Origin of the sequence: Rhizorhabdus phycosphaerae (assembly GCF_011044255.1) — a bacterium.
GTDB lineage: Bacteria > Pseudomonadota > Alphaproteobacteria > Sphingomonadales > Sphingomonadaceae > Rhizorhabdus > Rhizorhabdus phycosphaerae.
The window spans coordinates 815,957-841,673 of the sequence record NZ_CP049107.1 but is presented as its reverse complement, the minus strand read 5'-3'; the positions used below and the strand labels follow the sequence as shown (position 1 = coordinate 841,673).

Annotated in this window: 24 protein-coding genes; 19 read left to right on the top strand and 5 right to left on the bottom strand. The window is 65.4% G+C overall.

From position 1 onward, the window contains the following. Positions 1-42: 42 nt before the first annotated feature. The 3 genes from G6P88_RS03880 to G6P88_RS03870 form a co-directional block, all read right to left on the bottom strand. Positions 43-2,328 (bottom strand): TonB-dependent receptor, encoded by a 2,286-nt coding sequence (locus G6P88_RS03880; protein ID WP_165321923.1) that lies wholly within the window; start codon positions 2,326-2,328, stop codon positions 43-45. Between the two features lie 100 nt (positions 2,329-2,428). Further along, positions 2,429-2,917 (bottom strand): hypothetical protein, encoded by a 489-nt coding sequence (locus G6P88_RS03875; RefSeq protein WP_226946713.1) that lies wholly within the window; start codon positions 2,915-2,917, stop codon positions 2,429-2,431. A 120-nt stretch (positions 2,918-3,037) separates the two neighbouring features. Next, complete coding sequence (locus tag G6P88_RS03870; protein WP_165321922.1) at positions 3,038-4,300, bottom strand: amidohydrolase family protein; 1,263 nt, start codon at positions 4,298-4,300, stop codon at positions 3,038-3,040. 270 nt (positions 4,301-4,570) lie between these two features. Between G6P88_RS03870 and G6P88_RS03865 the strand changes: the two genes are divergently transcribed. From G6P88_RS03865 to G6P88_RS03855, 3 genes are read left to right on the top strand one after another with little or no spacing between them, the layout of a single operon-like run. Beyond that, complete coding sequence (locus G6P88_RS03865; protein WP_226946712.1) at positions 4,571-6,394, top strand: DUF885 domain-containing protein; 1,824 nt, start codon at positions 4,571-4,573, stop codon at positions 6,392-6,394. Continuing rightward, entirely contained in the window at positions 6,391-6,642 is a 252-nt protein-coding gene (locus tag G6P88_RS03860) for a DUF3311 domain-containing protein (RefSeq protein WP_165321921.1), read from the top strand. Before G6P88_RS03865 ends, G6P88_RS03860 begins: the two co-directional genes overlap by 4 nt. Continuing rightward, positions 6,639-8,075, top strand: a complete 1,437-nt coding sequence (locus tag G6P88_RS03855; RefSeq protein ID WP_165321920.1) for a sodium:solute symporter family protein — start codon at positions 6,639-6,641, stop codon at positions 8,073-8,075. The genes G6P88_RS03860 and G6P88_RS03855 overlap by 4 nt, the downstream gene beginning before the upstream one ends. On the opposite strand, the gene G6P88_RS03850 is transcribed toward G6P88_RS03855, so the two are convergent. Then, positions 8,058-9,005: a LysR family transcriptional regulator gene (locus tag G6P88_RS03850; protein WP_165321919.1), complete on the bottom strand. Its 948-nt coding sequence runs from the start codon at positions 9,003-9,005 to the stop codon at positions 8,058-8,060. The two genes, G6P88_RS03855 and G6P88_RS03850, sit on opposite strands and share 18 nt — an antisense overlap. Before the next feature lie 177 nt (positions 9,006-9,182). On the opposite strand from G6P88_RS03850, the gene G6P88_RS03845 reads away from it, so the two are divergent. The 16 genes from G6P88_RS03845 to trpA all read left to right on the top strand — a co-directional run bounded on the left by G6P88_RS03845 (position 9,183) and on the right by trpA (position 24,539). Continuing rightward, positions 9,183-10,103: a dihydrodipicolinate synthase family protein gene (locus G6P88_RS03845; protein ID WP_165321918.1), complete on the top strand. Its 921-nt coding sequence runs from the start codon at positions 9,183-9,185 to the stop codon at positions 10,101-10,103. Positions 10,104-10,106: 3 nt separating this feature from the next. Then, entirely contained in the window at positions 10,107-11,285 is a 1,179-nt protein-coding gene (locus G6P88_RS03840) for an NAD(P)/FAD-dependent oxidoreductase (RefSeq protein WP_165321917.1), read from the top strand. Between the two features lie 2 nt (positions 11,286-11,287). Then, positions 11,288-11,560: a (2Fe-2S)-binding protein gene (locus tag G6P88_RS03835; RefSeq protein WP_165321916.1), complete on the top strand. Its 273-nt coding sequence runs from the start codon at positions 11,288-11,290 to the stop codon at positions 11,558-11,560. After that, positions 11,553-12,923: an FAD/NAD(P)-dependent oxidoreductase gene (locus G6P88_RS03830; RefSeq protein ID WP_165321915.1), complete on the top strand. Its 1,371-nt coding sequence runs from the start codon at positions 11,553-11,555 to the stop codon at positions 12,921-12,923. The genes G6P88_RS03835 and G6P88_RS03830 overlap by 8 nt, the downstream gene beginning before the upstream one ends. A gap of 83 nt (positions 12,924-13,006) precedes the next feature. Beyond that, on the top strand, positions 13,007-13,495 hold the full coding sequence (locus G6P88_RS03825) for a VOC family protein (protein WP_165321914.1): 489 nt from the start codon (positions 13,007-13,009) through the stop codon (positions 13,493-13,495). Positions 13,496-13,516: 21 nt separating this feature from the next. After that, the gene (locus G6P88_RS03820; RefSeq protein WP_165321913.1) at positions 13,517-13,921 is read left to right on the top strand and encodes a RidA family protein; all 405 of its coding nucleotides are present in this window, start codon (positions 13,517-13,519) and stop codon (positions 13,919-13,921) included. A 101-nt stretch (positions 13,922-14,022) separates the two neighbouring features. Then, the gene (locus G6P88_RS03815) at positions 14,023-14,253 is read left to right on the top strand and encodes a hypothetical protein (RefSeq protein ID WP_165321912.1); all 231 of its coding nucleotides are present in this window, start codon (positions 14,023-14,025) and stop codon (positions 14,251-14,253) included. A gap of 12 nt (positions 14,254-14,265) precedes the next feature. Further along, positions 14,266-14,961, top strand: coding sequence for an aspartate/glutamate racemase family protein (locus tag G6P88_RS03810; RefSeq protein ID WP_165321911.1), 696 nt, complete (start codon positions 14,266-14,268; stop codon positions 14,959-14,961). A gap of 259 nt (positions 14,962-15,220) precedes the next feature. Continuing rightward, on the top strand, positions 15,221-16,129 hold the full coding sequence (locus tag G6P88_RS03805; protein WP_165321910.1) for a hydrogen peroxide-inducible genes activator: 909 nt from the start codon (positions 15,221-15,223) through the stop codon (positions 16,127-16,129). A 394-nt stretch (positions 16,130-16,523) separates the two neighbouring features. Then, on the top strand, positions 16,524-16,697 hold the full coding sequence (locus G6P88_RS03800; protein ID WP_165321909.1) for an HP1242/YdcH family protein: 174 nt from the start codon (positions 16,524-16,526) through the stop codon (positions 16,695-16,697). Between the two features lie 137 nt (positions 16,698-16,834). Next, the gene (locus G6P88_RS03795; RefSeq protein ID WP_165321908.1) at positions 16,835-19,105 is read left to right on the top strand and encodes a TonB-dependent receptor; all 2,271 of its coding nucleotides are present in this window, start codon (positions 16,835-16,837) and stop codon (positions 19,103-19,105) included. A gap of 68 nt (positions 19,106-19,173) precedes the next feature. After that, positions 19,174-19,908, top strand: a complete 735-nt coding sequence (locus G6P88_RS03790) for a tryptophan synthase subunit alpha (protein WP_165321907.1) — start codon at positions 19,174-19,176, stop codon at positions 19,906-19,908. Then, positions 19,901-21,364 carry a xylulokinase gene (locus tag G6P88_RS03785; protein WP_165321906.1) on the top strand — a complete coding sequence of 488 codons (1,464 nt, stop codon included), beginning with the start codon at positions 19,901-19,903 and terminating at the stop codon, positions 21,362-21,364. Before G6P88_RS03790 ends, G6P88_RS03785 begins: the two co-directional genes overlap by 8 nt. Positions 21,365-21,453: 89 nt before the next feature. Further along, a complete protein-coding gene (locus G6P88_RS03780) occupies positions 21,454-22,431 on the top strand; it encodes an AraC family transcriptional regulator (RefSeq protein WP_206335851.1) in 978 nt (325 codons plus the stop codon). Between the two features lie 105 nt (positions 22,432-22,536). Next, a complete protein-coding gene (locus tag G6P88_RS03775; RefSeq protein ID WP_165321904.1) occupies positions 22,537-23,721 on the top strand; it encodes a pyridoxal-phosphate dependent enzyme in 1,185 nt (394 codons plus the stop codon). Next, on the top strand, positions 23,718-24,539 hold the full coding sequence (trpA, locus tag G6P88_RS03770) for a tryptophan synthase subunit alpha (RefSeq protein ID WP_165321903.1): 822 nt from the start codon (positions 23,718-23,720) through the stop codon (positions 24,537-24,539). Before G6P88_RS03775 ends, trpA begins: the two co-directional genes overlap by 4 nt. On the opposite strand, the gene G6P88_RS03765 is transcribed toward trpA, so the two are convergent. Next, the gene (locus G6P88_RS03765) at positions 24,514-25,716 is read right to left on the bottom strand and encodes an MFS transporter (protein ID WP_165321902.1); all 1,203 of its coding nucleotides are present in this window, start codon (positions 25,714-25,716) and stop codon (positions 24,514-24,516) included. The genes trpA and G6P88_RS03765 overlap by 26 nt on opposite strands. Position 25,717: the final 1 nt, after the last annotated feature.

Below are 25,717 nucleotides of genomic sequence, written 5' to 3'. Positions count from 1 at the left end.
AAGAGGGGCGGCGACCCGATGGCCGCCGCCCCTTCGTCATTGTCAGAACTTGTAGCCGACATTCACGCCGAACTGGCGGAAGGACGGTTCGACCTGAACGCCGCTGTAGAAGGCCTTTTCATAGGCGTTCGCGTAGTACTTCTCCTTGAAGAGGTTCTCGACGAACACGGTGGCGCGGAACTTCTCGGTCTCGACGCCGAGGCGGACGTTCACATTGTGGTAGCTCGGGCTGAGGAAAGGCTCACCCGCCACATTCTTGTACAGATAATAATAAGGGTTGGAGATCATGTTCGAACGATAGTTCCACTCGACGCGCGCGAAGGATTCGAGCTCGTCGGTGATCGGAAGGTTGTACTGGGTCTGCGCGCCCAGCGTCCATTCCGGAGCGTTCGTCAGCTGCTGGCCGCTGACATCGAGCACGATGCCGTCGATCAGGGCGTTCTTCCAGTCCTTATACTTCGACTTGTTGTAGCCGACTTGGCCGCTCAGCTTCCAGAAGTCGGTCAGCTTCGCGTCGAAGCTCGCCTCGATGCCGTAGCTTTCGGCTGCGGCGGCGTTGTCGATGCCGCTGACGCCGCGGAGCAGGCCGGTGACCGGATCGATGAACTGGAAGCGGATCGTCTGCTGAATGTCCTTCCAGTCCATGTAGAAGGCGGTGACGTCGACGCGGACGCGCTTGTCAAACAGATCGAACTTGGTGCCAAGTTCATAGTTCCACAGCGTTTCCGGATCGAACTCGTTGCGCAGCTGAGCCGCGTTCGCGGTCTGCGTTCCGCCCGACTTGAAGCCGCGCGACGCGGTCGCGAAGATCATCCAGTCGGTCTGCGGCTTGTAGCTGATCGTGAACTTGGGCGAGACGTCGTCGAACTTCGCCGAGCGGTCGTTGACGCCGGTCAGGATGGTGTTCGAGCGGGTCTGCGAGTCGTTGGTGACCTTCTCCTTCGAATAGCGGACGCCGGCGGTTGCGGCCCACTGGTCGGAGATGTTCCAGGTGCCCTGAGCGAACAGCGCGAAGTACTTCGACGTGCTGTAGCCATCTGCGCCGGTCACCTCGAGGCCGTTGCAGCGTCCGCCGGTCGAGGCCGGGCAGAGCGGGCTGTTGGCACCATGGAAGGTCGACTGGTCGCTCAGGCCGCTATCCTTGCCGACCACGGTGCCGATGCTCCAGTCGAGCGTCTGCTTGCCGTTCGAGGCGAGGCGGAGTTCGCCGCTGGTCGACTTGCGGGTAACCTTCAGGTCTTCGTAGAAGAAGTCGGGGCTGCCGCCGTCGACGTCGCCATAGTTGAACAGCGACGACTTGAGGTGGCCGAGGACGCTGGTCAGCGAGACGGGGCCCATGTCCCACACCGCGCGCGAGCTGATATAGTCGTACTTGGTTCCGACCTTCTGCGGGCGGTTGAAGTTCACGCGGTTGATATTGTTCGGATAGAAGCCGACGCCATCCGGATTGCCGATGACCCCGGCGGCCTTGCCGTAATAGACCGATGCCCAGGTGCGCGTGACGAAGCCGGTCGGCACGCCGTTGCGCATGCCGGTCGCCTCGTTCGAATAGCTGTACATCAGATCCCAGGTGAAGTTCTCGCTGGGGGTGAAGCGGCCCTGGATACGGCCGGTGTAGAATTTGCTGTCGTTGCCGCCGCCAATCGGGTTGATGTTCTTGATGTAGCCGTCGGACTTCTCATACTGGCCGGCGGCGCGGATCGCGAACAGGCCCGGCGAGATCGGCACGTTGATCACGGCCTGGGCGCGCTTGGTGTCGAAGCTCGAATAGCCGACTTCGACTTCGCCTTCCCAACGGTCCACCGGCTTCTTGGTGGTGACGTTGATGGCGCCGCCGACTGCGTTACGGCCGAAATAGGTGCCCTGCGGACCGCGCAGCACTTCGATACGCTCGAGGTCGACGATCTGCGGGTTGCTGGTGCCGGCGACGACGTTGAAATCGTCGATGTAGAAGGCATAGCTCGACTGGCGAACGTCGGCATAGGGGTTCAGCTGGTTCGAAATGCCGCGGATCGAGAGGTCCTTGCGATCGCGCGAGCCGTTGCTCTGGAAGGAGACGTTCGGGGTCATCGCGAAGAAGTCTTCGACGCCCTGCACGTTCTGGGCCTTCAGCTGCTCGGCCGTGACCGCGGTGATAGCGATTGGAACGTTCTGAATCGATTCCGCGCGGCGCTGCGCCGTCACGATGATTTCACCCTCGGACGCGGCAGCGTCCGCAGCGGACTGTGCATAGGCCGGAGCCGCACCCATGGCGACGGCAACCGACACAAGCGCGGTGCAGCCGCGCATGCGCCGACTGATCTTCGAGTAGAAAGAAGCGTCCATCATCTTACCCCTTTTTGATGAGCCCGCGATCTTTGATCTACGGTGCTCCGATCCTTGGTAGAAATCCCCTCTCGCCGGGCCCCACGCCCGGCTGAAGCTCAGTTCATTTCGTCCAGCATTGTGGGTCGACCGGCTGCTTCGCCGTGTCGACCGGTACGCGCACCAGCGTGATGGCGGCGATCTTGTCCCCGCGCAGATCGGCATGTCCGGCCGCGAGCATGCAGCCGACCTTGCCGTTCCGGCGCGAGCGAATGACATGATAGGTGTAAATGCGCCCGTCCTTCTCGAACACATCCTTGAAGGGCACGACGATCTCGACCAGCGCTCCGCTCGCCTGGATTGCCTGGAAATGCTTGGCCCAGTCGTCGAGGCCGTGGATCACCGTCTCGCCGTTCAGCGTGAGGGTGGCATCGGCCGTGAAATAGCGTGCGAAGTTGTCAGTCGTGTAGGCGCGCGGCGTCCTGAACGCCTGGTTCCACCAGGTGAACATTTGCGACAGCTTGTCGGTGGTCGGAGCGGCGGCCGCGAGCGGCGAGGCCGCTGCGAGCAGCGCGGCTGTCAGGGACGTCAGGATCGTCTTGGTCTTCACCATTTCCCCCATCTGCAGCCGGTACCTGACCAAACTGCTGGTTGAGTTTGTCCGTCAGTTACAAAGTTGTTGCAATGGCACCGAATAGGCGCGTTTGTTGCGCATCTTGCAAACTAGAGTGTTTCAATCCTTTGCAGGTCCGCTGACGATCGGCTTTCCGCCCTTCATCACGAAACTGATCGTGCGCAGCGCGCGAATGTCGCGGGTCGGATCGCCGTCCACCGCGACGATATCGGCGAGGTAGCCCGGCTTGAGCAGCCCCACCTCCTTGTCGACGCCCAGCATGCGCGCCGGCTCGATCGTCGCGGCGCGCAGCGACTGGAGCGGCGTCATGCCCGCATCGACATAGAGTTCGGCCTCGCGGATCGTGGCGGTCGTGCCCTCATTCGGCTCCCACGGATATTGGTCGCTGCCCAGCGCGATCGGCGTTCCGATCCTGATGGCGTTGCGCAGCGTTTCCCAATGCGCCTTGCCGACCGAATCCACACGGGCGAGATACCAGTCGGGCGAACCGATCTTGCGATAGAACTCCTTCGCCCCCTGCTGGCTGACGACGATCGTGGGGACGAGCCAAACGCCCTTCAGCTTCATCTTGGTGAGCACGGGCGGGGTGAGGAAATAGCCATGTTCGAAGCCGTCGATGCCCGCATCGAGCGCCGCCTCGGCCGCGAGAGGAGAGCCATTGTGTCCGGTCACCTTCACGCCGTTGCGATGCGCGACCTCGATCGCGGTCTTGAGTTCGTCGTCGGTGAAGGGCGACGCCGCGATTTCGCCATGGGTGTCGGAAATGCCGCCCGAGATGCCGAGCTTGATCCAGGTCGCTCCGCGCTTGACCTGCTCGCGCACCGCGCGGGAGAATTCGGCCGGGCCATTGACCTCGGTCGAACCATGTCCGCCCGTCGCGACTATCGAGGAGCCGGCGGTGTGGATGCGCGGACCATCGAAGGTGCCGCCGTCGATCATCTTCTTGACGGTGAAATCGACCCCGTCCTGCGCGCCGGTCAGACGGATCGTCGTAACGCCCGATCGCAGCGACTTCTGCGCATTGTCGAGCATCCGCAGCGCGATCGAATCCTTGCCCTCATCATAGACCCGCGCGGCGCCCGGCAGGTTGAGCGCGAGATGGACGTGCATGTTCATCAGCCCGGGAACCAGCCATTTTCCGTCGAGTGGGATGGTGCGCGTGCCGGCAGGAATCAGCGTCGTGGCGGCCGGGCCGATCGCCTTGATCCGTTCCCCGTCGATCAGCACCACGGCATTCTGGACGGGGGCCTTGCCGTCGAGGTCCACCACATTGGCGCCCGTCAACGCCACCATCTCGGCGATCGCAGGCGTGGCGAGGCCCAGGCTGGCGAAAAGGCAGATCGCTCCCATGCGTGGCGTCATTGCTGTGGCTCCCTCTGTTCCTGTGTTCGTGCGGCGGCAACAGGCCCGCCGGCCCATTTCGGCAGCATGCGCGCACGAACCGTGCAAACAATGCATCAATCTGCGATAGTTTGTTGCGATATCCGCAAAATCGACATTGCAATGTCATGGAAGTCACGGAAAACGGGCATATTTCCGTCATCCGGCCGGGTTGCGAGCTGCTTGCCGTGGGGGCGCGGATTTGCATTCTGCGCGCAGGGTTCCGACCGCATCATGCACGGGGGGATAAAGATGACCGTCTTCCAATCGATACAGCCTTCGCGGCGCGCGATGCTCGCCCTGCTCGGCGCAGGGGCTGCGGCCGCAGCCGTGCCGACCTGGGCTGCCGGCACTGGCGACGCCGGGCGCAAGCTGCGCGCGCTGCTCGAGAAGAGCGACGAGGCCGAGGCGTTGCTCGATCCCATCTCGGAATCGCGCAAGGCGAAGGCGGTTCGCGGTCCGCTCTTCGTCGATCCGCTCGGCGATTTCTATGCGTCCAGGCTCAAGGCGAACAAGACCGCCGAGCTGCGCGAGCTGCAGACGATCGACCGGGCCGCGCTCTCGCCGGTCGACCAGATCGCCTATGACGTCTTCGCCTATAAGACACGGCAGACGCTCGAACTTTTCGAGACGGGCCTGTTCGAGGTGCAGCGCAAGGCACCCTTCAACCCGTCCTTCGGCCTGCAGGTCGAGTTTCCCGACTTCGTATCGGGCGGCCCCGCGCCTTTCGCGACGGTCCAGGATTATCAAGCGGGCCTCGAACGGCTCGACGGCTTTGCCGGCTATCTCTCCAATTCGGTCGTGCAGGCGAAGCGCGGCCTCGACGCGGGCTATCGCCAGCCCCGGATCGTCATCGAAAATCTGCTGAAGCAGGTCGATGCCCTGCTGGCGACACCGGTCGAGAAAAGCCCTTTCTGGTCGGCGATCGATCGCATTCCGGCAGGTTTTTCGTCAGCCGACAAGGCACGCTTCACTGCCGCCTATCGCAAGGCGATCGATGAAAAGGTCTATCCGGGCTACCGCCTGTGGCAGAGCTTCCTGCGCGAGACCTATCTGCCGGTCGCGACGGCGGAGCCGGGGCGCTGGGCGATGAAGGACGGCGATCGCCTCTATGCGTGGGAGCTGGCCCGCCACACCACGACGCGCAAAACGCCGGACGAGATTCACGCGCTCGGCCTGTCCGAAGTCGCCCGTATCCGCGCGGAGATGGACCGGGTCCGCGAGAAGGTCGGTTTCTCCGGCGATCTCAAGGCGTTCTTCGAATATGTTCGGACCGATCCTAAATTCTACTGCAAGACGCCCGACGAATTGCTCGGCCGGTTCAAGGCGATCGAGGACCGTATCTGGCTGCGCATTCCGGAGCTGTTTCACGGCCGACCGAAAGCCCCGTTCAAGGTGGCCCCGCTGCCCGCTCTCGGCGACCAGCGCGGCACCGGCTATTATCGGCCGGGCCCGCCCGACGGGAAGAGCCCGGGCATCCTGTTCTTCAACATGTCGATGCTCAACACGCGACCGATCCCGACGCTGGAGACACTGACCCTGCACGAGGGCATTCCCGGGCACCATTTCCAGATCACGCTGGCGCGCGAGAATGAGGCTTTGCCGCCTTTGCTCCGCTACGGCTCGTCGACCGCCTATAGCGAGGGCTGGGGCCTCTACGCTGAATCGCTCGGACCGGAACTCGGCATGTTCGGCGATCCGATGCAGCTGTTCGGCCATCTCGACATGGAGATGCTGCGCGCGGTGCGGCTGGTGGTCGACACCGGTATCCACGCCATGCGTTGGGACCGTCAGAAGGCGATCGACTATATGCTCGACAACACCTCGATGGCGCCCCGCGACGTAGCAGTCGAGATCGACCGTTACATCGCCTATCCGGGCCAGGCCTGCGCTTACAAGATCGGCGAACTCAAGTTCCGCGAGCTGCGCAACCGTGCGACCGCCAAGCTTGGCAGCCGCTTCGATATCCGCGACTATCACCAGCAGGCGCTGGAAACCGGCAGCCTGCCGATGGACGTGCTCGAAGCGAAGGTCGACGGCTGGATTGCCGCTGGCGGGGGAAAGACAAGCGCATGACTACTGCAGGCTACGGACACCGCTGGCTGTTTCTGATACCCTTTCTTTGGCAGATCGCGGCTGTCCCGCTGGTCAACGACGTTGCGTGGCGGCCGCTGTCGCTGCCTTTCCCGATGGCGTGGCAGATGGTGGGCATCGTCATCACCACGATCGTCATCGCCATCGTGTTCCGCCTCGACGAGCGCATCGACGGGAACGAGGATGGCGCTGACGGCGAGGGGCTCCAGGGCGGGGACCACCACGCATGATCCTTGCTCTCACATTGGCGATCGTGCTCGGGACCGTGATCGGCGCGGTGCTCTACAGCCGGCGGCAGGCGCGCGCGAAGACGATGGCGGAATGGGCCGTCGGCGGCCGTCGCTTCGGCATCCTCATCTTCTGGTTCCTCAACGCCGGCGAGATCTACACGACCTTTGCGGTGCTTGGCATTTCGGGCTTCGCCTGGGCCTATGGCGCGCCCGCCTATCTGGCGCTGACCTCGGTCTCGCTGGCGGCGGTGATCGGCTATTGGCTGATGCCGCGCATCTGGGCGGCGGGGCACAAGGACAATCTGGTCACGCAGGCGGACTTTTTCGCCGCTCACTACAAGGCGACGTGGCTCGGCGTCGTCGTCGGTCTGGCCGGCATCGCCGCACTGATCGTCTATGTGCAGATCCAGATCACCGCGCTCGGTCTGATCCTGCGTCTGACGCTGGGGCAGGACGTGTCGCCCGCATTGGCCGCGATCATGGCGGCGGTCGTGATGGTCGCCTTCGTCTTTCTGGCTGGTCTGCGCTCGGCCGCCTTCGCGGCGGGCGTGAAGGACGTCCTGATGCTGGTCGTCGTCGTCGTGCTGTGCGGCGGCGCGGCCACGGCGGTCGGCGCGTCGTCGATCATGGACATCTATACCCGCGTGCAGGACAGTTTTCCCGCAGCCGGCAGTTTCCCTGGTCTGAAGCCCGAAGCGGGGCTCGACAGCGTCTGGCTGATGACCTCTGCGCTCAACGTGGCGATCGGCAACTGGATCCTGCCGCACCTCTTCCAGCTGTGCTTCTCGGCCGGCAGCCGCAAGACGATCCGGCGCAACGCGGTGCTGCAGCCGATCTATTCGCTCTCCTATTTCTTCATCATCCTGCTCGGCTTCGCCGCCCTGTTGGCGGGTACCCAGCCGCCGGACGGCGACAGCAACGCCGCCCTGATCACCTTCGTCGCCGGCCATTATCCGCCCTGGGCCGTCGGCCTGTTCGCGGGGACGGCGTGTCTTCTGGCGCTCGTGCCCGGATCGGTGCTGTTGCTGACCGCAGGATCACTGTTCAGTCGCAACGTCCTCAAGCCGATGCTGCCGTCGCTCACCGACCGCGCCGCGCTGCTCGCCTCGCGCTTGTCGATGCTGGTCTTTGCGGGCACCGCCGTGTGGCTCACCTTGGGGGCGTCACGCTCGCTGGTCGAGATCGGGCTGTCGGCCTATGCCGCGATCGGCATGCTCGCACCGGGCGTCTATTTCGCCTTTATCTGGAAGCGGGCGAACGCGGTGGGCATCATGGCGGGCATCGTCGTCGGCTATGCCGCGCTGCTGCCGCAGATGCAGCCCTTCTGGAACGATGTGCTGCCGCATTGGGACACCGGCCTGGTCGCGATGATCGTCAATGCTGCGGTGGCGGCGCTGGTCTCGGTGGCGATACCGTCACGAGACCGGCGCTAGATCCTCCTCGACGAGCGAGGGCGTCGCCTGCGCCGGCGCCCAGTTCTTGAGGCTGTTTTCCAACTGCGACAGGAGGCGCGCCGGTGCGCCGTCCAGCTGACGGCCTAGCCGGTGGATCAGGCTTACCGACGAATGCTCGAGTTCGGGATCGAGCAGCGGCCGCGCGACCAGGCTGCCTTCGGCAAGCTCGGTCAGCGCGGAGATGCGCGGCAGCACCGTGACCGCGCGCCCCGCCTTGGCGACGTCGCGCATCATCTGGATCGAGGTCGTGACCAGCATCGGTTCGAGCATGATCCGCGCGCGCCGCTCGGCATGCAGCAGGGTCGAGCGGATACGGAAGCCCTTGGGCGGCAGGCACAGGTCGAAGCGGCTGAGATCCTCGAGCGTGATCGCGCTGAGGGCCGCTGCCGGGTGGTTCGGCGCGCACAGGACGGTCAGCGGCTGGCTGACCGACAGGCGCGTTCGGATCTTGGGTTCGTCGGGCTCATGCAGGATCATGCCGATATGGACTTCGTCCTCCAGCACCATGCGGACGATCTCCGAACTCGCGCAGCTATGGACGGTGATCGCGATACCCGGATTGCGGCGCTGGAACTGGTCGATCGTCTTGGCGAAGGCATTGCCGATGAACCCTTCGCCGATCGCCAGCACGATGTGCCCGGCCTTCACCTCGCGCAATTCCTGCAGGCGGTTCATCAGCCCTTCGCGATCGGCGAGCTGCTCGCGGTGGAAATCGAACACCAGCCGCCCGGCATCGGTCAGCCGGATCGACCGCCTTCCGCGCTCGATCAGCGAGACGCCCATGGCACTTTCGAGCTGGCTGATCTGGCGGCTGATCGAGGATACGGCGACGCCGATCTTCTCGCTCGCCAGGCGCATAGAGCCGAGCGTGGCGGCCTCATAGAAATAATGGAAAGCGTTGTCCCACATATCCCGCTCCGTTTTCGTGCCGCGATGCAACAGGAAAGCGGGGTGTAACGCAAATGAAAACTTTGCACGCAACGCAACGAACATGGGGATTCATTGCTATTGCTGCGAGCGCGGCTTCGTCGCAACAGCTAGGGACGGCGTGGCAATGCCGTTACGAGCGCCAAAGGGGGCCATGGTTTGAGCAAGCGATCTCGCGTCAACTGGCGGGGCTATATCCCTGCGATCACGACACCTTTCGACGCCGATCGGCAGCTCGATCTGGCCGGCCTCGGCCGGCTGCTCGAGTGGCTCGAGGCAGAAGGCATGCACGGCCTCGTCATCGCCGGCACCACCGGCGAGTGGACCAGCCTCAGCCCGGCCGAGCGCAAGCAGCTGTTCGCAGCCGCTGGCGACCAATTGGGCAAGCGCCTGCCGCTCATTGCCGGCTGCAGCGCTTTCACCGCACCCGAGGTGGTAGATTTCGCCGAAGCGGCCGCGGCGCATCATTTCGAGGGCGTGCTGGTGACCCCGCCGCCGTACCTCCGACCCAATGCCGACGAGATCGTCGACTTTTACACCGACGTGTCGAAGCGCACCCCATTGCCGATCTGCGTGTATAACTGGCCGCCGGGCACCGCGATCGACATGCCGGTCGAACTGCTCGAGCGTCTGGCCGACATCGAGAATGTCGTGGCGATCAAGCAGTCGACCAGCGACCTGCGCAGCTTCGTCGGCACCTTCTTCGCGCTGAACGAAAAGGTTCGCGTGTTCGGCCATTCGATGGATGAGCACGGCCTGGCGCTGCTGCAGGCGCGCGGCGGCGACGGAACCATGGGGGCCGGCGCGGTCCTGGGCCGCGTCCACCCCGACTTCTACAATCACCTTTGGGCAGGGGAGATAGACGCGGCCCGCGCTTGCGGCGTAAAGGACCGCATGATCCTCGACCATTGGTACACCCGCGAACTGGTCGGCCGCTTCGGGTCCGGGCCGGCCGTGCTCAAGGCCGGGCTCAACGTGCAGGGCCTTCCTGGCGGTTTCGTCCGTCGACCGCTGCGCGATGTCGCCGACGAGCATATCGCCACGATCCGGGAGACCCTGGTCGCCGCCGGGCGGCTCTAGCCGATGGAGCGGTGCGATGTCCTGGTGGTGGGGGGCGGCCTCGTCGGCTGCGCCGCCGCCTGGCATCTCGCCGCTGCCGGAGCGAGCGTCACGCTCGTCGACGCCGCCGATTTTGGCCTGGGCGCGTCGGGGCAGAATGCCGGCTCGCTCCACTTCCAGATCGAACGCCGCTTCCTCGAACAGGGTGATGCGCTCGCCCGACAGGCCGAACAGACCATAGCGCTCAGCCGCATGGCGATCGAGGACTGGCGCGGGCTGGAGGCGGCGCTGGATGCCGATCTCCACGTCGTCATGGACGGCGGCTTCATGGTCGCCGAGACCGCCGAACAGGTCACGATGCTGGAGCGCAAGGTCGAGCGCGAGATCCGCGAGGGGCTGCGCATGCGCCTGCTCGATGGTGATGAGGCCCGGCGGATCGCGCCCTATCTGTCCCCATCGATCCTGGCCGCTGGTTATGCGGCCGACGAAGGCCATGCGGACTCGCGGGCGATCGTACCCGCTTATGCGGCGGCGGCCCGCCGCGCGGGTGCGCGGCTGATCGGCCGGACCCGTCTCGACCGCTTGCAGCGCGTCGGTGGCGGTTTCGAAGCGGGCGCGGGCGATCTGTCGATCCGCGCCGGCCAGCTGCTGGTCGCTGCAGGTGCGTGGACCCCGCACATCTGCGCCATGGCGAACCTCCACGCACCGCTCTATCCGGTCGCGCTGTTGATGAACGTGACCGAGCGCAGCCGCACCTTGGAGGTGCCGCATCTGGTCCAGCATGTCGGCCGGCGCTTGTCGATGAAGCAGACCGGGGCGGGTAATATCCTGATCGGCGGTGGCTGGCCCTCGCGGCTCGCCCGCACGGCCGATGGCGGTTTCGATCCCGGCGTGCGGCCCGAACTGATCGGGGACTCGCTCGCCGGCAATCTGCGCGCCGCGATCGATACCGTTCCGGCGGTTGCCGGGCTCAACCTGATCCGCAGCTGGACCGGCGTCACCGCCGTCAGTGCGGACCAGCTCCCGGTCGTGGGGGAAGTGCCGCGCCTGCCGGGCTTCTGGATTGCAGGCGGAGGCTCGGCCTTCACCCTGGGGCCGACCTTTGCGCGGCTCGTCGCGCAGGCGATCGGTGGCACCCCGGCGCCCGAACTCGACTTCGTCTCGCCGGCGCGGTTCGAGCATCTGAACAGCTTCATGGGGTAGGCATGCGGATCGAACGCGACACCGAGCGAGGGCGCGCCGTGACCCTGTCCGTGAATGGCCAAAGCCTCGCGGCTTTCGAGGGCGAGATGCTGGCGACGGCAATGCTGCACCATGCTGCTGCGTTTCGTCGCGACACGCGTGGTCTGGAGCGGGGCCTGTTCTGCAACATGGGCAGCTGTTCGGAATGCATGGTCACGCTGCTGCCGTCGGGACGGCGCGCGCGTGCCTGTCTGACGCCGGTGTCGGACGGCATGGAGGTGCGGACCGATGGCTGATCGAGTCGATATCCTGATCGTCGGCGGCGGGCCGGCGGGGCAGGCGGCGGCGCTTACCCTTGCCGATCTGGGCGTCGCCGCGACCGTGGTCGACGAGCAGCCGCGTCCCGGCGGGCAGATATTGCGCCAGCCGCCCAAAGCCTTTCGGATTGCCGGTTGGATGGAGGGCGGGCTCTACGCCGATCTTCGCCGCCAGCTGGCCCGTTTCGAGGATATGCCTGCGGTCGACTGGCGGGGCGGGCGCTCGGTCCTTGGCCTGGCCCGGAGCGGGCAGGGCGGCTTCACCGTCACGCTGTCGTCGGCAAGCGGCGTCGAGACGATCGAGGCAGCGCGCGTGCTTGTGGCGGCGGGGTGCCAGGACCTGGCGGTGCCGCTGCCCGGCTGGACCTTGCCCGGCGTCTACGCAGCCGGCGGGGTGCAGGCGTTCCTGAAGAGCCAACGCCTGATTCCCGGAGAGCGGCTCTTGTTCGCCGGTACCCATCCACTGCAGATGGTGATTGCCGCGCAGGTCGTGGAAGCCGGCGGCGCGGTCGAGGCGGTGCTGTTCGCCCAGCAGCAACTCTCGATGGTCAAGGCGGTGGCGGGTGCGCCGCTGACGGCCGCTGCTCATCTCGGCAATCTTCTGGCGGCGGCCGGCGCGATGCAGACCCTGCGTCGTCATGGCGTGCCGGTCCGTTACGGCGTGCCGATCGGACGCATTCTCGGTGAGCGCAGCGTGGAAGGCGTCGAGGCCGGGGGCCGTACATGGTCGTGCGACGCGGTCGGCCTCTGCTTCGGCTTCGTGCCGCAGTCGGCGCTGCCGCGCATGATCGGCGCGCGCATGCGCCAGGCGGGGCCGGCGGGCGGATGGGCCGCGCTGCATGACCGCTGGATGCGCTCGACCGTGCCCGGCCTGTTCGTGGCCGGCGAGACGACCGGCGTGGCCGGTGCGCCGGCGGCGATGGCGGCGGGCGAGGTCGCGGGCGCCGGAATCGCGCTCGACATGCGGCTGCTCGATGAAGCGGGCGCCGATCGGCTCGCATCGGCCGCACGCTCTCGCCGCGAGGAACTCTTGCGCTTCGCGGCGCTGCTGGACCGCATCGCCGATCCGCGTCGCTTCTTTCCCGCCATGGAGCCGGATACGCTCGTCTGCCGCTGCGAGGATGTGCCGCTCGGCCGGATCGAACAGCTGCTCGACGGACGTTCGGCGAACGCCATCAAACTGTCGACGCGCTGCGGCATGGGGGCATGCCAGGGCCGCAATTGCGAACCGACGCTGCTCCGCCTGATCGGCAACGCGAACGACTCTGGTTTCGCCGCACGTTTTCCGGCGCGACCCATCACGATCGCCGATCTTGCGGCGCCGCCGCTTCGTTGCGACTAGAGCAACGATCGGAGCGCCATTCCACGATTGCCGCCGTGCCTTCCGCACGACACATTCGGTGCAATTCTAGCCGGAGACCATCAATGAGCGCGACGCCCGAAAAGCCGCAATTCCTCTCGGTCGATCATATTTCCTGGACAGTTCCCGATCTGGAGGCGGCGGTCGCCTTCTATCGCGACGTCATCGGCGCGGAGGAGCTGTTCCGCCTCGGCCCGCTCGACGCGGCGGATATCCCGCTCGACGATCAGGGCCGCGACTGGATGGCGACGCATGTCAATGTGCCGGGCGCGCGGCTGACGCTGGTCATGATGAAGCTGACCGACAATATGAACTTCCAGCTCGTCCAATATGACAAGCCGGACGATCGCCGGCAGGACCTGCCGCGCAACTGCGATCGCGGCGGCCATCATCTCGGCCTCAAGGTCGACGACGTCGACAAGGCGATCGCCTATCTAACCGCCCATGGATGCACCGCGATGGAGATCATCCACATCACAGACGGGCCGCTGGCCGGTAAGAAGAATGTCTATATGACCGATCCCTTCGGTCACAGCCTCGAAATCGTCGACTAAAGCCAGAGCGGGAGACACAGCATGGCGAACAACCGTATCAACCCGGACTCGATGTATAATTCGCTCGCTTACGGCTTCTCGCACGCGGCCGTGCAGACAAGCGGCAAGACCGTCCATTTGGCCGGGCAGGTCGCCTGGGACAAAGATTGCAATATCGTCGGCGGCGATGACCTTGCGGCGCAGACGCGCCAGACGCTGGCGAACATCAAGACGGTGATCGAGGCGGCCGGCGGTACGATCGCCGATATCGTCCGTCTGCGCATCTATGTGGTCAACCACTCGCCCGACAAGCTGGGCGTGGTGCTGCCCGAGGTGGGCGCCTTCTTCGGCGACGTGACCCCGCCGCCAAACACCTTTCTGGGCGTCCAGGCGCTGGCCCTGCCGGACTTCCTGATCGAGATCGAGGCGACCGCCGCGATCGACTGAGCGAAATGGATCGTCCGGGGGAGGGGGTAAGGCCTCTCCCGGCGATGCCGCACTATCGGGCCTCTGGCATGGCGCCGCGAAACGCGCCAGAAGGCCTCCCTATGAAGGCCTATCAGCTCCAGGATCTGCTTCTCGACACCCTCGTGCGCCAGCATGGCGGCGAGCGCAGACGTTGGCGCAGCGCGCTCGGCGCATTGCGGCTCCACGACATCGAGACCCACCCCCATTGCAACTGGAGCCTGGCCCCATCGGGCAGCGCGGGCCAGAACGCCAAGATCGAGCGGCTGCTCGATGACGTCCGGGCGCGCTATCCGATCGTGACCGCCGACTGAGAAAGGGCCGCGATGAAGACGATTGGCCTGATCGGCGGGATGAGCTGGGAAAGCTCTGCCGAATATTATCGGCTGCTGAACCAGGGGATAAGGGAACGCCGGGGGGCCACCGCCTCGGCCCGCTGCATCCTCTGGTCGTTCGATTTCGCGGAGATCGAGCGGCTGCAGCATGAAGGCGACTGGGACAGCTTGTCGGCGCTGATGGTCGACGCGGCACAGCGGCTCGAACGTGCCGGAGCCGACCTTCTTCTGCTCTGCACCAACAGCATGCACCGTACTGCTCCCGCAATAGAGGCAGCGGTCGCGATACCGCTGCTCCATATCGCCGATCCGGCGGCGGAGAGCATCCGGACGGCGGGACTGTCGCGCGTCGGCTTGCTCGGGACAGCGTTCACGATGGAGCAGCCCTTTTATCGAGATCGTCTGGCGAAGCGTCACGGGCTGGAGGTGATCATACCGGAGGCGGACGACCGAGCGATGGTTCACCGCACCATCTACGAAGAACTCGTCGCGGGTCGGGTTCTGGGGGAATCCCGTGCGGCCTACCGCGACGTCATCGCGCGCCTGGTCGATGCGGGCGCCGAGGCTGTCATCCTCGGCTGCACCGAGATCATGTTGCTCGTGCGACCGGAGGACAGCGCGGTTCCGCTGTTCGACACCACCGCACTCCATGTTCAGGCTGCGCTCGAAGCGATGCTGGCCGATTAAGGTGACGGGGAGCGCCTGAACCTGTGGAACTGGTGGGAGGGTTTGCGGCGCGCCGAGCAAAGGGGGACAGGGCGCGCCGCCGACCTCTTCAGCCCCCCGGTCGTGCCAGCGGGGAAATGGGGGGGCGGGGTCGCGCACCGGCGGTCGAGTGATCGAGCAAGATACCGCCGATGCGCGTCATCCTTGTGCCCGGTGTTACGTTCCCGATCCAATCGAAAGAGGGTCGCCCGATCGATAGAGATCATCTATCATCCTTGCTATGCCTACGGTCCGTCAGCTCGAATATCTCGTTGCGGTCGCCGATCTGCTCCATTTCGGCAAGGCGGCGGACCAGTGCGGCGTGTCGCAGCCGACCCTCAGCCATCAGCTGACGGCGCTCGAGAAGCGACTTGGCGGCAGGCTGGTGGAACGGAGCGGCTGGACGGTGGAACTGACCCCGCTCGGTCGACAGATCGTCGAGCGCGCGCGGCGAGTGCTGGTCGAAGTGGGTGAGATTCGAAGCGTGGCGCGGCGCGCGCGCGAGAAGATGGTCGGTATCATCCGTTTCGGAGTGACGCCTACCCTCGGACCTTATCTGATGCCGTCCATCGTCGGGGCGCTCAATCGCGAGGAACCGGATCTGCGCCTCTACATCCGTGAGGGCATCCCTTCGGAACAGGCGCTCGAACTGTCGCGCGGACGGCTGGACATGATGGTGGGGCCGCTGCCGCTCAGTGCGGAGGGGATCGAACTCGAGCCGCTGTTCCGGGAGCGCATGATCATCGTCGTCCCGCCCAACCATCCGCTCGCCGAGCGCGAGGTCGTGAAGCGCGAGGATCTGGCGGGCGAGCGCTTCCTGTCGCTTGACCCCCGCCATCATTACCACCGTATGGTCGAGCGCATCTGCGACGAGCTCCGCGCCGTGATTCTGCGCGATTATGAAGGCACCAGCCTCGACAGCATCCAGCAAATGGTTGGTTCCGGCATCGGTCTGGCCGTCCTTCCCGAACTCTATCTTCGTTCCGAAGTCGGCGGCGATGCGCTGGTGCGACGGGTTGAGCCCGTCGACTGGACCAGCACGCGTTCGATCGCAGCGGCCTGGCGCACGCGCGCAGCCAATGAGGATAGCTATCGCTCGATCGCGCGCCGCATCCAGCTGACCGCTCGGGCGATCCTCTCGGCGGATTGAACGACGCGTCGGAAAACTCTTGCCGAAAGCTTAACCGGCCCGATAGATTTTTTCTATCGTTTACCCCCGATCCTTTCAATTGGCTTTCGAGGCGCTTTCCCGGCATTTCATCGGTCACGGGCCGGGAGGCGCCAAGACAGTAGGCAGATCGGCGAGCGTCGATCGAACGACCGTCAGACCTCCGGGGCCGCCGAGAAGTTGGACCAGTACCGCCTCTAGCCAGAGGTTCCCAGTTTGCCGTCGGGTTGGTTTCCCCCAAGCAACCCCACCGACCCGACGGTCACTGACGACGCGCCGCCCTGTCTCCCTGTTGCCGAAGTGGCGGCGCGTCGTCAGACCAATGGCCGGCAGGTGCCTTGCCAACCCTCAACACATCCAAAAGGAGAGAGTGGACATGCACGCCTTGGTCTACCGTTTGTCGCTCGCCCATCGTCGGCTGGAGAAGGAGATCAGCCGCGAAATGCAGAAGGCCGTGCCCGACGATGCCCGTCTATCAAAGCTCAAGAAGCTGCGCCTGGCGATCAAGGACCAGTTGCAGGGCTTCCTGCCCCGCCCGACGACGCACTGACAAAGGTCGACCGGCCCGATATCCACGGAGCGCCGGTCAATAAGCGGATAAACCCCGCCAAGGTTGGATAGACGGAAAGCGCGCCCCGACCTCTTATTCGCCGTCAATCGGTAGAAAGAGATGAAAAGGGGAAATCGATGTCGTCCAACCTTGGCAGAAGCCTGATTACGACTTTGCTTTCGGCCAGTGCGCTGGCTACCAGCGCGCCGCTGTTCGCGGGCCAGGCGGATGCCACCGCCGGCGCGAGCGAGGCGACCGAGATCGGCGACATCGTCGTCACCGCCCGCCGCCGCGAAGAGACGCTGCAGAAGGTCCCGGTGTCGATCACTGCCTTCACTGCCGCCGATCTTCAGGCGAGGCAGGTCGACAATGTCTCCCAGATCGCTCAATCGACTCCCAATCTGGTGTTCAACTCGTCGGCGCCGATCTCGGGCAGCAACACCGCCGCGTCGATCTACATCCGCGGTATCGGCCAGACCGACTTCACCCTCGTCACCGATCCCGGCGTCGGTCTCTATCTGGACGGCGTCTATATCGCCCGCTCGGTCGGCGGCGTGCTCGACCTGGTCGACGTCCAGCGCGTCGAGGTGCTGCGCGGGCCTCAGGGTACGCTGTTCGGCAAGAACACGATCGGCGGCGCAATCAACATCACTTCGCAGCCGCCGAAGGACGAGTTCGGCGGCACGGTCGAGTTGCGCACCGGCAGCCGTAACCGCATCGACGGCAAGGCCGTGGTCGATCTGCCGGTCAACGACACGCTGGCGCTGCGCGTCTCGGCGGCGACGCTCAACCAGGACGGTTTCGTCAAGAATGCGGGCGGGCCCAAGCTCGGCAACACCAAGGCGCTACTCGGTCGCATCGCGCTGCGCTGGAAGCCGACCGATGCGCTGACGATCGATCTCGCAGCCGATGGCACGCGGCGGCGCGAACAGGCGCAGGCGCAGAAGCTGCTCGATTTCAATCCGAACGCCGGTGCGCCGACCTTCGGCCCCTATAATGGGGTGATCGCACCCGCGCTCGGGCTACCGCAGTTCGATGCGCGCTTCACGGCGGGCGGACCCTATCAGACCTTCCGGGGCCGCAACCCGAATGCTATTTCCGACCTGGACCTGTGGGGGGTAGGGGGCACGGTCGCCTATGAGATGGGCGACGTCACGCTGAAGTCGATCACGGCCTTCCGCAAGTTCGATAGCCAGTTCGGCCGCGACACCGACAATTCGCCCTTCACCATCGTCGAAACCTATGACGACATCAGCCAGCAGCAGTTCAGCCAGGAGGTCCAGCTCTATGGCTCGCTCATCGACGACCGTCTCGACTGGCTCGTCGGCGGCTATTATTTCACCGAGAAGGGTGACAATCTCAACAATGTCTACACCTCGGTCATCCTGATCAAGAGCGGTGGCGCGGTTAAGAATGACAGCCTTGCCAGCTTCGCCCATCTCTCGTTCAAGGCGACCGACAAGCTGCGGCTGACGGCCGGTGCGCGTTACACCGACGAGACCAAGCGCTTCACCCCCGACCAGCAGGTCATTTTCTACGACTATACCCAGTCGCTGTTCGGCGGCGCCGGCTTCACCGACGGCCAGCGCATCCTGCCCAAGGTCCAGTCGAAGCGGAAGTTCAACGATTTCTCGGTCCTTCTCGGTGCCGACTATCAGTGGACCGATCGCCTGATGACCTATGTGTCCTTTTCGCAGGGCTTCAAGTCGGGCGGATTCAACCAGCGCGTCTTCCCGCCGCGCGCCGTTCCCGGCTCGTTCGATCCCGAGACGGCCGACGTCTACGAAGCCGGCCTGAAGACCTCCAATGCGGCGGGTACGGTCCGTTTCGACCTCGCCGGCTTCTACACCCGCTACCGGGACATCCAGGTCCGCGTGCTGGACGTGATCGCGCCTGGCACCGGCAATGCCGCAGCCGGGCGTGTATACGGCGCCGAGGCGGAACTGACACTGCGCCCCGTCAAGCCGCTGACGCTGCAATTCTCGGCCGGCTATCTCGACACGGGCTACACCAAGTTCGCCGCCGATTTTGATCCGTCTCAGGGCATCGACAAGGGCGACAGCTTCGTCAACTCGCCGAAATGGTCTCTCGCCGGTTCGGCCAGCTATGTCGTGCCGCTGGGCGAGATCGGCGACCTGACGGTGCGCGGCGACTGGAGCTACCGGTCGAAGACCTACAGCGACGCCGCGAACAGCGAGAACATCGCCCAGAGCGGATACCACCTGTTCAACGCAACCCTGATCTACGACACGCCCGACAAGCTCTGGCAGGTTGCGGCCGGTATCCGGAATATCACCGACAAGCGCTATCTGCTCACTGGCAACAATGAGTTCGGTGGCTTCGGCTATGTCGAAGGCGTGTTCGCCCGGCCGCGCGAGTGGAGCCTTTCGGTCCGCAGGTCTTTCTGATCTGCGACGGTCCTCTCGAACCGCTGCCGACAGCCGACATGAGCTTGAACCTACAGGAAAGGGTACCCTTGAGCGGGACCACAAAACTCGATCGGCTGGCCGCACGCGGCCGGCCGATCCTCGCCTGCTATTTCGTGATGGGCGACGAGGATTTCGACGACGCCCTGCGCGACATCTATGTCGAGGAGGGCGTCGACATCTTCGAACTCGGCATCCCTTCGGTCGACCCCTATCTCGACGGCTCCGACATTGCCGGTGCCATGGCGCGGGTCATCGGCGCAGGCGGCGATGGCTATGACCGGATCGCTGAAGTTTCGGCCTGGCTGGCCACACATCCGTCGGCATCCGCCGGGGTCTGCATGGCCTATGCCGATCTCGATGTGGCGCGGGTTGCCGGGCTTCCGCTCGACGGTGCGCTCGTGATCGGCGATGCGGACAGGGCGATCACCGTAGCGGGCGTGCCGCAATGCGGCCTGCTACCGCTCGACCAGGACCGCTGGGACCTGGACGCGGCGCGCAGCTGGGACGGCTATGTCATGATTCAGGCGGCGGACGGCAAGACCGGACCGCGCGACACGCTGGACCCCCGGCTTGCCGAGACGATCGCCTCCGCACGGCGGGCGGCTATCGTTCGCCCGCTGCTGGCGGGCTTCGGCATCGGAACCCCGCAACAGGCGCGCGAGGCTGTCGATGCGGGCGCCGATGGGGTCGTTATCGGTTCGATGTGCGTGCGCAATGTGCGGCGAGGCAAGAACGAGATCCGGCACTTCCTGCGCGACGTCAGGAGCGCGCTCGATGCCTGACGACGGCTATATTCTGGGTATCGATCTCGGCACCACCTCGCTCAAGGGCGCCTTGTACGGGCGCGACGGCGAACTGCTTGCGACCTGTGGCACGACCTATCCGACCAATCGAGCCGTAGAGGGACGGGTCGAACAGAATGCCTGGGATTGGATGATGGCACTGTGGCAGGTGGCCGACCGGTTGATGGAAGGCCGCTCGCCCGCCGAGCTCACCGCGATCGGCATCTGCAGCCAGGTCAACACCTATGTCTTCGTGGACGAGGAGGGTACCCCGCTGGCCCCTGCAGTGGTGTGGCAGGACGTACGGGCGGAAGAAGAGGCGGAGCGCCTGAACCAGCTGGTCGGCGAGGAGCGTCGGGCCCGATGGTGGCCGTCCGGCATGGCGGTCAGCGCCAGTCACATGCTGCCGCAAATGGCCTATATGGCGCGTCATCGTCCCGATCTGTGGGCGCGGACGGCGAAGATCCTGTCGCCGAAGGATTTCCTGCTCCGCCAGTTGACCGGAAGCTGGACGGCCGATCCCTTTGCCTGCTTCGACGCGGTCGATGCGTCGGGGGCCTATATCGACGAATATCTCGCGCTGGTGCCGGGAGCTGCGGACAGGGTTGCTCCGCTGCGGTGCTTCCGCGATGTTATCGGCCGCTTTCGCCACGCGCATTGGCCCGATTGTTCGGCCCGCATCGTCAACGGCACCATGGATGCCTTTGCCTGCCTGTTCGGATCTGGCGCGGCCGGTCCGGGCGAGGGCTGTTACATCAGCGGGACCAGTGAGATCGTCGCGCTGATCGGCGCGCAGCCGGGCGGCCGGGCGGGAATCGTGAGCTTTCCACCGATCGACGACTGGTATGTCCAGGCCGGCCCGACGCAGAGCGGTGGCGACACGCTGCGCTGGATGGCGCAACTGCTCGGCACCGATCATCAGGGAGTCCTCGACCGCGCCGCGCAGGCCGATCGTGCGGGGGCCGGCGATGGCGTCCTGTTCCTTCCGCATCTGGAGGGCGAGCGCGCGCCGCTCTGGGATGCCCATGCGCGCGGCGCCTTCCTTGGGATGAGCTCGCACGACGGGGCGCCGCAATTGTCGCTGGCGGCGCTGGAAGGTGTTGCGCTGTCGGCACGGCTGATCTTCGAGGGTGCCGCCGAGGCCGCGGGCGCGCATCCGGGATCGCTGTATATCGGTGGCGCGGGGAACCGGTCCGACCTTTGGGCGCAGATACGGGCCGACGTGCTTGGCGTGACCCTCAGGCGCGTCGAGTGCCTCGACACGGGAGCGGTCGGCGCTGCGATCGTCGCGGGGCTGGGTATCGGTCGCTACGGGTCGATCGCGGAGGCATCGGCTTCACTGGTTCGCGTCGAAAGGGATTTCGTGCCCGATCAAGAAAAAGCAAGGCGATACAATAGGATGGCTGAGCGCTATCGCAGTGCTTACGAACAACTCAAGCCATGGCATTCGCTCTAGTCGGCGAACGTCATATTTTAGACTTGAACGGTCTGGCTTTTCGCGACAGGCTCGATTGCCGAACAAAGTGAATGGAAAGGAGGACGTGCATGATTTCCGCGCAATTGCCCCTTTCTTCGCGGGTCGCGATGGTTTCGACCGATCTGGCCGAGTTCAGCAGCTATCTGGCCGGATCCTATTGCAGCCACCGGACCTATTTGCGTGATCGTGATCATCGCGTCGATGCCCGGCATCATCGCGTCCCGCTCGCGAAATTGTCGCTCAACTATCTGCAATATGGTGCAGAAGTGCATATTGATGCTGGGCTGTTCGAGACGTTCTTCATGCTCGAACTGCCTTTGTCCGGCTGGACCGACCTCGAGCATTGCGGGCGCGCGGTGCGCAACCAGGTGGGGACTGCGACGATCGTGTCGCCGACCGAATGGGTGCGGTCGGTCTGGTCCGCCGATTGCGGCCAGCGCATGGTCAAGATTTCGCGCTCGGCGGTCGAGAAGCGGGCGGCCGACCTGCTCGGCCGCGGGCTGACGCAACCGGTGGTGTTCGAGCCGCTGATCGAACTCGACGGCGAACCGGGCCGTTCGATTGCGCGGCTCGCCAATTTCCTGTTCGACCAATATGAGATGGACCCTGGCCTGCTGGGCGAGCGGCGCGTTTCGAACGAGATCGAAAGCGCGCTGATCTCGCTGCTGCTGCTGGGGCAGCCGAACAATTATAGCGAGGCTTTGCGGGCTTCCGCGACGGGAGCGCTCCCGCGCCACGTCAAACGGGCGCTCTCCTATATCGAGCAGAATCTGCGCGAGGACATTACGATGGAAGCGCTCGTCGCCGCTGCCGACGTCAGCGCGCGGGCGCTCTACACCGGCTTCGAGCGCTTCGTCGGCACGCCGCCGCTGCTCTACATCCGCAACCGTCGCATGGAAGGCGTGCGGGAGGCGCTGCTCGACGCGAGCGCCCCGACCACGGTGAGCGAACTGGCGCTCGAATGGGGCTTCACCCATCTCGGCCGCTTCTCCGCCGAATATCGCAGGCGCTTCCAGGAGCTGCCGTCGGAGACCCTGCGCCGCTGACGGCGGCATCCGTCGGCTGCCGGCTCTATCCACTTATTGCGCGGGGCTTTTTGTTTCGTCAGCCCCGGTCTGGACCCACGCCTGCGTCGCCTGTTCAACGGGACGATGCACATAATCCCGAATAACCAGCCGCACGATATTCCCAGGGGCAAGTTCCGTGGCGCGGGTGACGAGCTGTTCGGTGGCCAATTCGTCGTGGCGGCGCTGCTGCCCGTGCTCGACCGGCTGGATTCGACCTTCACTGACGTGCTCGACGATCCGGAATTCCGCCGCGATCTGGACGCGCTTCTCCTGGATCATGTCTGCCGACCGACCCCGCTGACGCGGCTGGAGGCGACCAGCGGGCAGGGCGCGTCGATCTTCCTCAAGCGCGAGGATCTGAGCAGCGGGCAGGGGGCAGGCGCTGCGGCGGTCGTCGGCCAATGCCTGCTGGCGCGGCGCATGGGCATGACCGAAGTGGTGGCCGACACGGGATCGGGCGAGCATGGCGTTGCCGTCGCCGCAGCAGCGGCGCGGCTTGGGCTTAAGGCTACTATCTATATAGGGCGGGGTGCGGCGGGCACCTATCGTGCCATGATCGACCGGATGCGCAGCCTCGGCGCGCAGGTCGTGCTGGTGTCCCCCGACATATCGGTCCTGCATGGGGCAATGAGCCGCGCCTTGCAGCACTGGATGGGGGATGCGGAGCGCTGCCTCTACATTGCCGGGGCACCGGTCGGTGCACATCCCTATCCGACGATCGTCCGACATTTCCAGGGTGTTATCGGTACCGAGGCACGGGCGGCCTTGCTGGATCGCACGGGCAGGCTGCCCGACATCGCCATTGCGGTGATGGATGGAGGGGCGGCGGCCTCCGGGCTTTTCTCTGCCTTTCTCGACGATCCAGAAGTTTCCTGCCTGATCGCCGAACCCGGCGAGGCGGGCGGCGCTCTGTCGCAGGGGCGGCCGGGCATCTTTCACGGAGCGCGCACGCTGTTGTTGCAGGACGACGATGGACAGATCAGGCGGATCGGCTCCGCCGCTGCCGGCGCGTCCTATTCAGCGGCGGGCCCCGAACTGGCGGCCTGGCTGCGCGCGGGTCGGGTCGGGGTCCGTCCAGTGTCCGATGCTGACGCGGTCGACGCGATGCGTCGTCTCGCCTGGGAGCATGGACTTGCTCTGTCGTTCGAAAGCGCCTTCGGCGTCGCGCTGGCTTTGTCGGAGGCGGTCCGGTTGCCCCTCGGCGCCGCGATATTGTGCGTCACGGCGGCGGCAGGGGTCGTCGACCACCATCTTCTGGACGTCGCATGATGCCGCAGACCTCCCGGCTCATCCGGCGCTTCGCCCTGCGCGCCGCCGAGCGCCGTACTGCTTTGATTTTCTATCTCGTCGCAGGAGACCCTTCAGTCTCGCTGTCACCGCGCCTGCTGCACGCTCTCGTCGAAGGCGGCGCCGACGCGATCGAACTGGGCTATCCCTTTGCCGACGCAATATTGGACGGCCCGGTCATCCGTCGCGCCAACCGCCGCGCGCTCGATGCGGGTAGCAGCGTGGACGCCACCCTCGATATCGTCCGCCGATTTCGGGAGGGCGATCAGGATACGCCGCTGATCCTGATGGGCTATGCCAACCCGGTCCTGTCTCGTGGGGCCGACGGTTTTGCGGCGATAGCCGAGGCGGGCGCCGATGGCCTGATCCTGCCTGATCTGCCCCCGCGCGAGGCTGTGGCCTATCTGCCGGGCCTGCGGGAAGCGGGGCTGGTCCAGATACCGTTGCTGCCTGCCGGGGCGGTCGCCGATGCTCCACTCCTCCGCACGGCGGGCTTCGGCGGCTTCCTTTATGTGATCCCGCAGGCTGGCCCCACCGGAGGAGCCGCGGCCGGGAGCGAGGACGTGCGGCAGGCGGTCGAGCGCGGGCGAACGCTGTCCGATCTGCCCATGGGGGTTGGTTTCGGAATAAAGACCCCGGACATCGCCCGTGAGTTCGCCGCGCATGCCGATGCGGTCATCGTGGGTTCGGCGCTGGTCGACTTTATCGACGCGCGGGCGTCGGCGTCGACGCCGCAGCAGCTGGCGGCGGATGTCCGCGCTTTCTGCGAGAGTTTCAGGCGGGCGATCGACGGCGCCTGATCAGGACGAACGCGGTGAGGGTCGCGATCAGGCAGAGTGCGGGGGCAAGGGTCGACTGCGGATAGAGATCCGCGATCGGCTCGCTTCCCCGCAATGCTCCGATCGCATAGGAACCGATCCCCACGCCCACCATCATCGCCGCGGTCAGCATCGATGCGATCCAGGAAATGGCCTGTGGCGTAGGAGCCGCCGCAAAGGCGACGAGCATCGGGAAGAAGGCCGAACAGGACAGGCCCGCAGCCGCGAAGCCGATCAGCGCCTCCGCAGGGCTGCCGACCATCGGCAGGGCAAGCTGGGTCAGCATGATCGCCAGTGGCAGCGACAGCAGGAAGGCTGCGGGGGGCAACCAGCCCGCGATCAGCGTCGCCAGCAGCCGGCCTGCGGTCAGTGCCGCCCAGAAGCAGGTGAGGGCCAGCGCCGCTGCCTGGGGATCGAGACCGCGTTCGTCGGTCAGGAACACGATCGCCCAGTTGGAGAAGGTGCCTTCCGCGATCGAGTAGAACATCGCTGCCGCAGCACAGAGCCAGAAGAACAGAGAGCGGGACGGGTGAGACACGCTTGTCGTCCGCAGCTCTTGCCGTGGGGGAACAGGCAGGGGTGCCCTTATGCTGAGCAGCGCGAGCAGGCCGGCGGTGGCGGCGAGCGCGACCGGCCCGGCAATCCACAGGCCGACGCGGTCGAGCGCGGCGAACAGGATCGGGGCCAGCGTCAGGCCGGCGCCGGCGCACATGTGCAAGGCCGTCACTGCGGCGCCCTGGCGCGACGGGAAGAGAAGCGCGGCGAAGGCGTTGAGCGGCCCACCACCGAAACCGAAGCCAAAGCCGAACAGCGCCGTGGCCGCCATCACCATCGGCAGTGCCGCGCCAGTGGAGGCGCTTGCCGACATCGCCAGCAGCGTTTCAGCGAGGCAGAAGGCGAGCAGCGAGACGATGTACATCGCCTTGAGCGAGACCCGGCCTTCTGCGGCACCGCCCGCCAGCGCTCCACCGACCGCGGCGATCAGCTGCGGCAGATAGATCGCTCCATAGGCCTCGTTCGAAAAGCCGTGGATAGAGCGGAGGACGAGACTGCTGGCCGGAAAGGACACCAGCGTAAGGCCGATCACCAGCCCGCCCAGATAGACCGAGATCGCGGCGGTCAGATTCCCGCCCGCCTTGTCACCGATCGCCACCGCCATG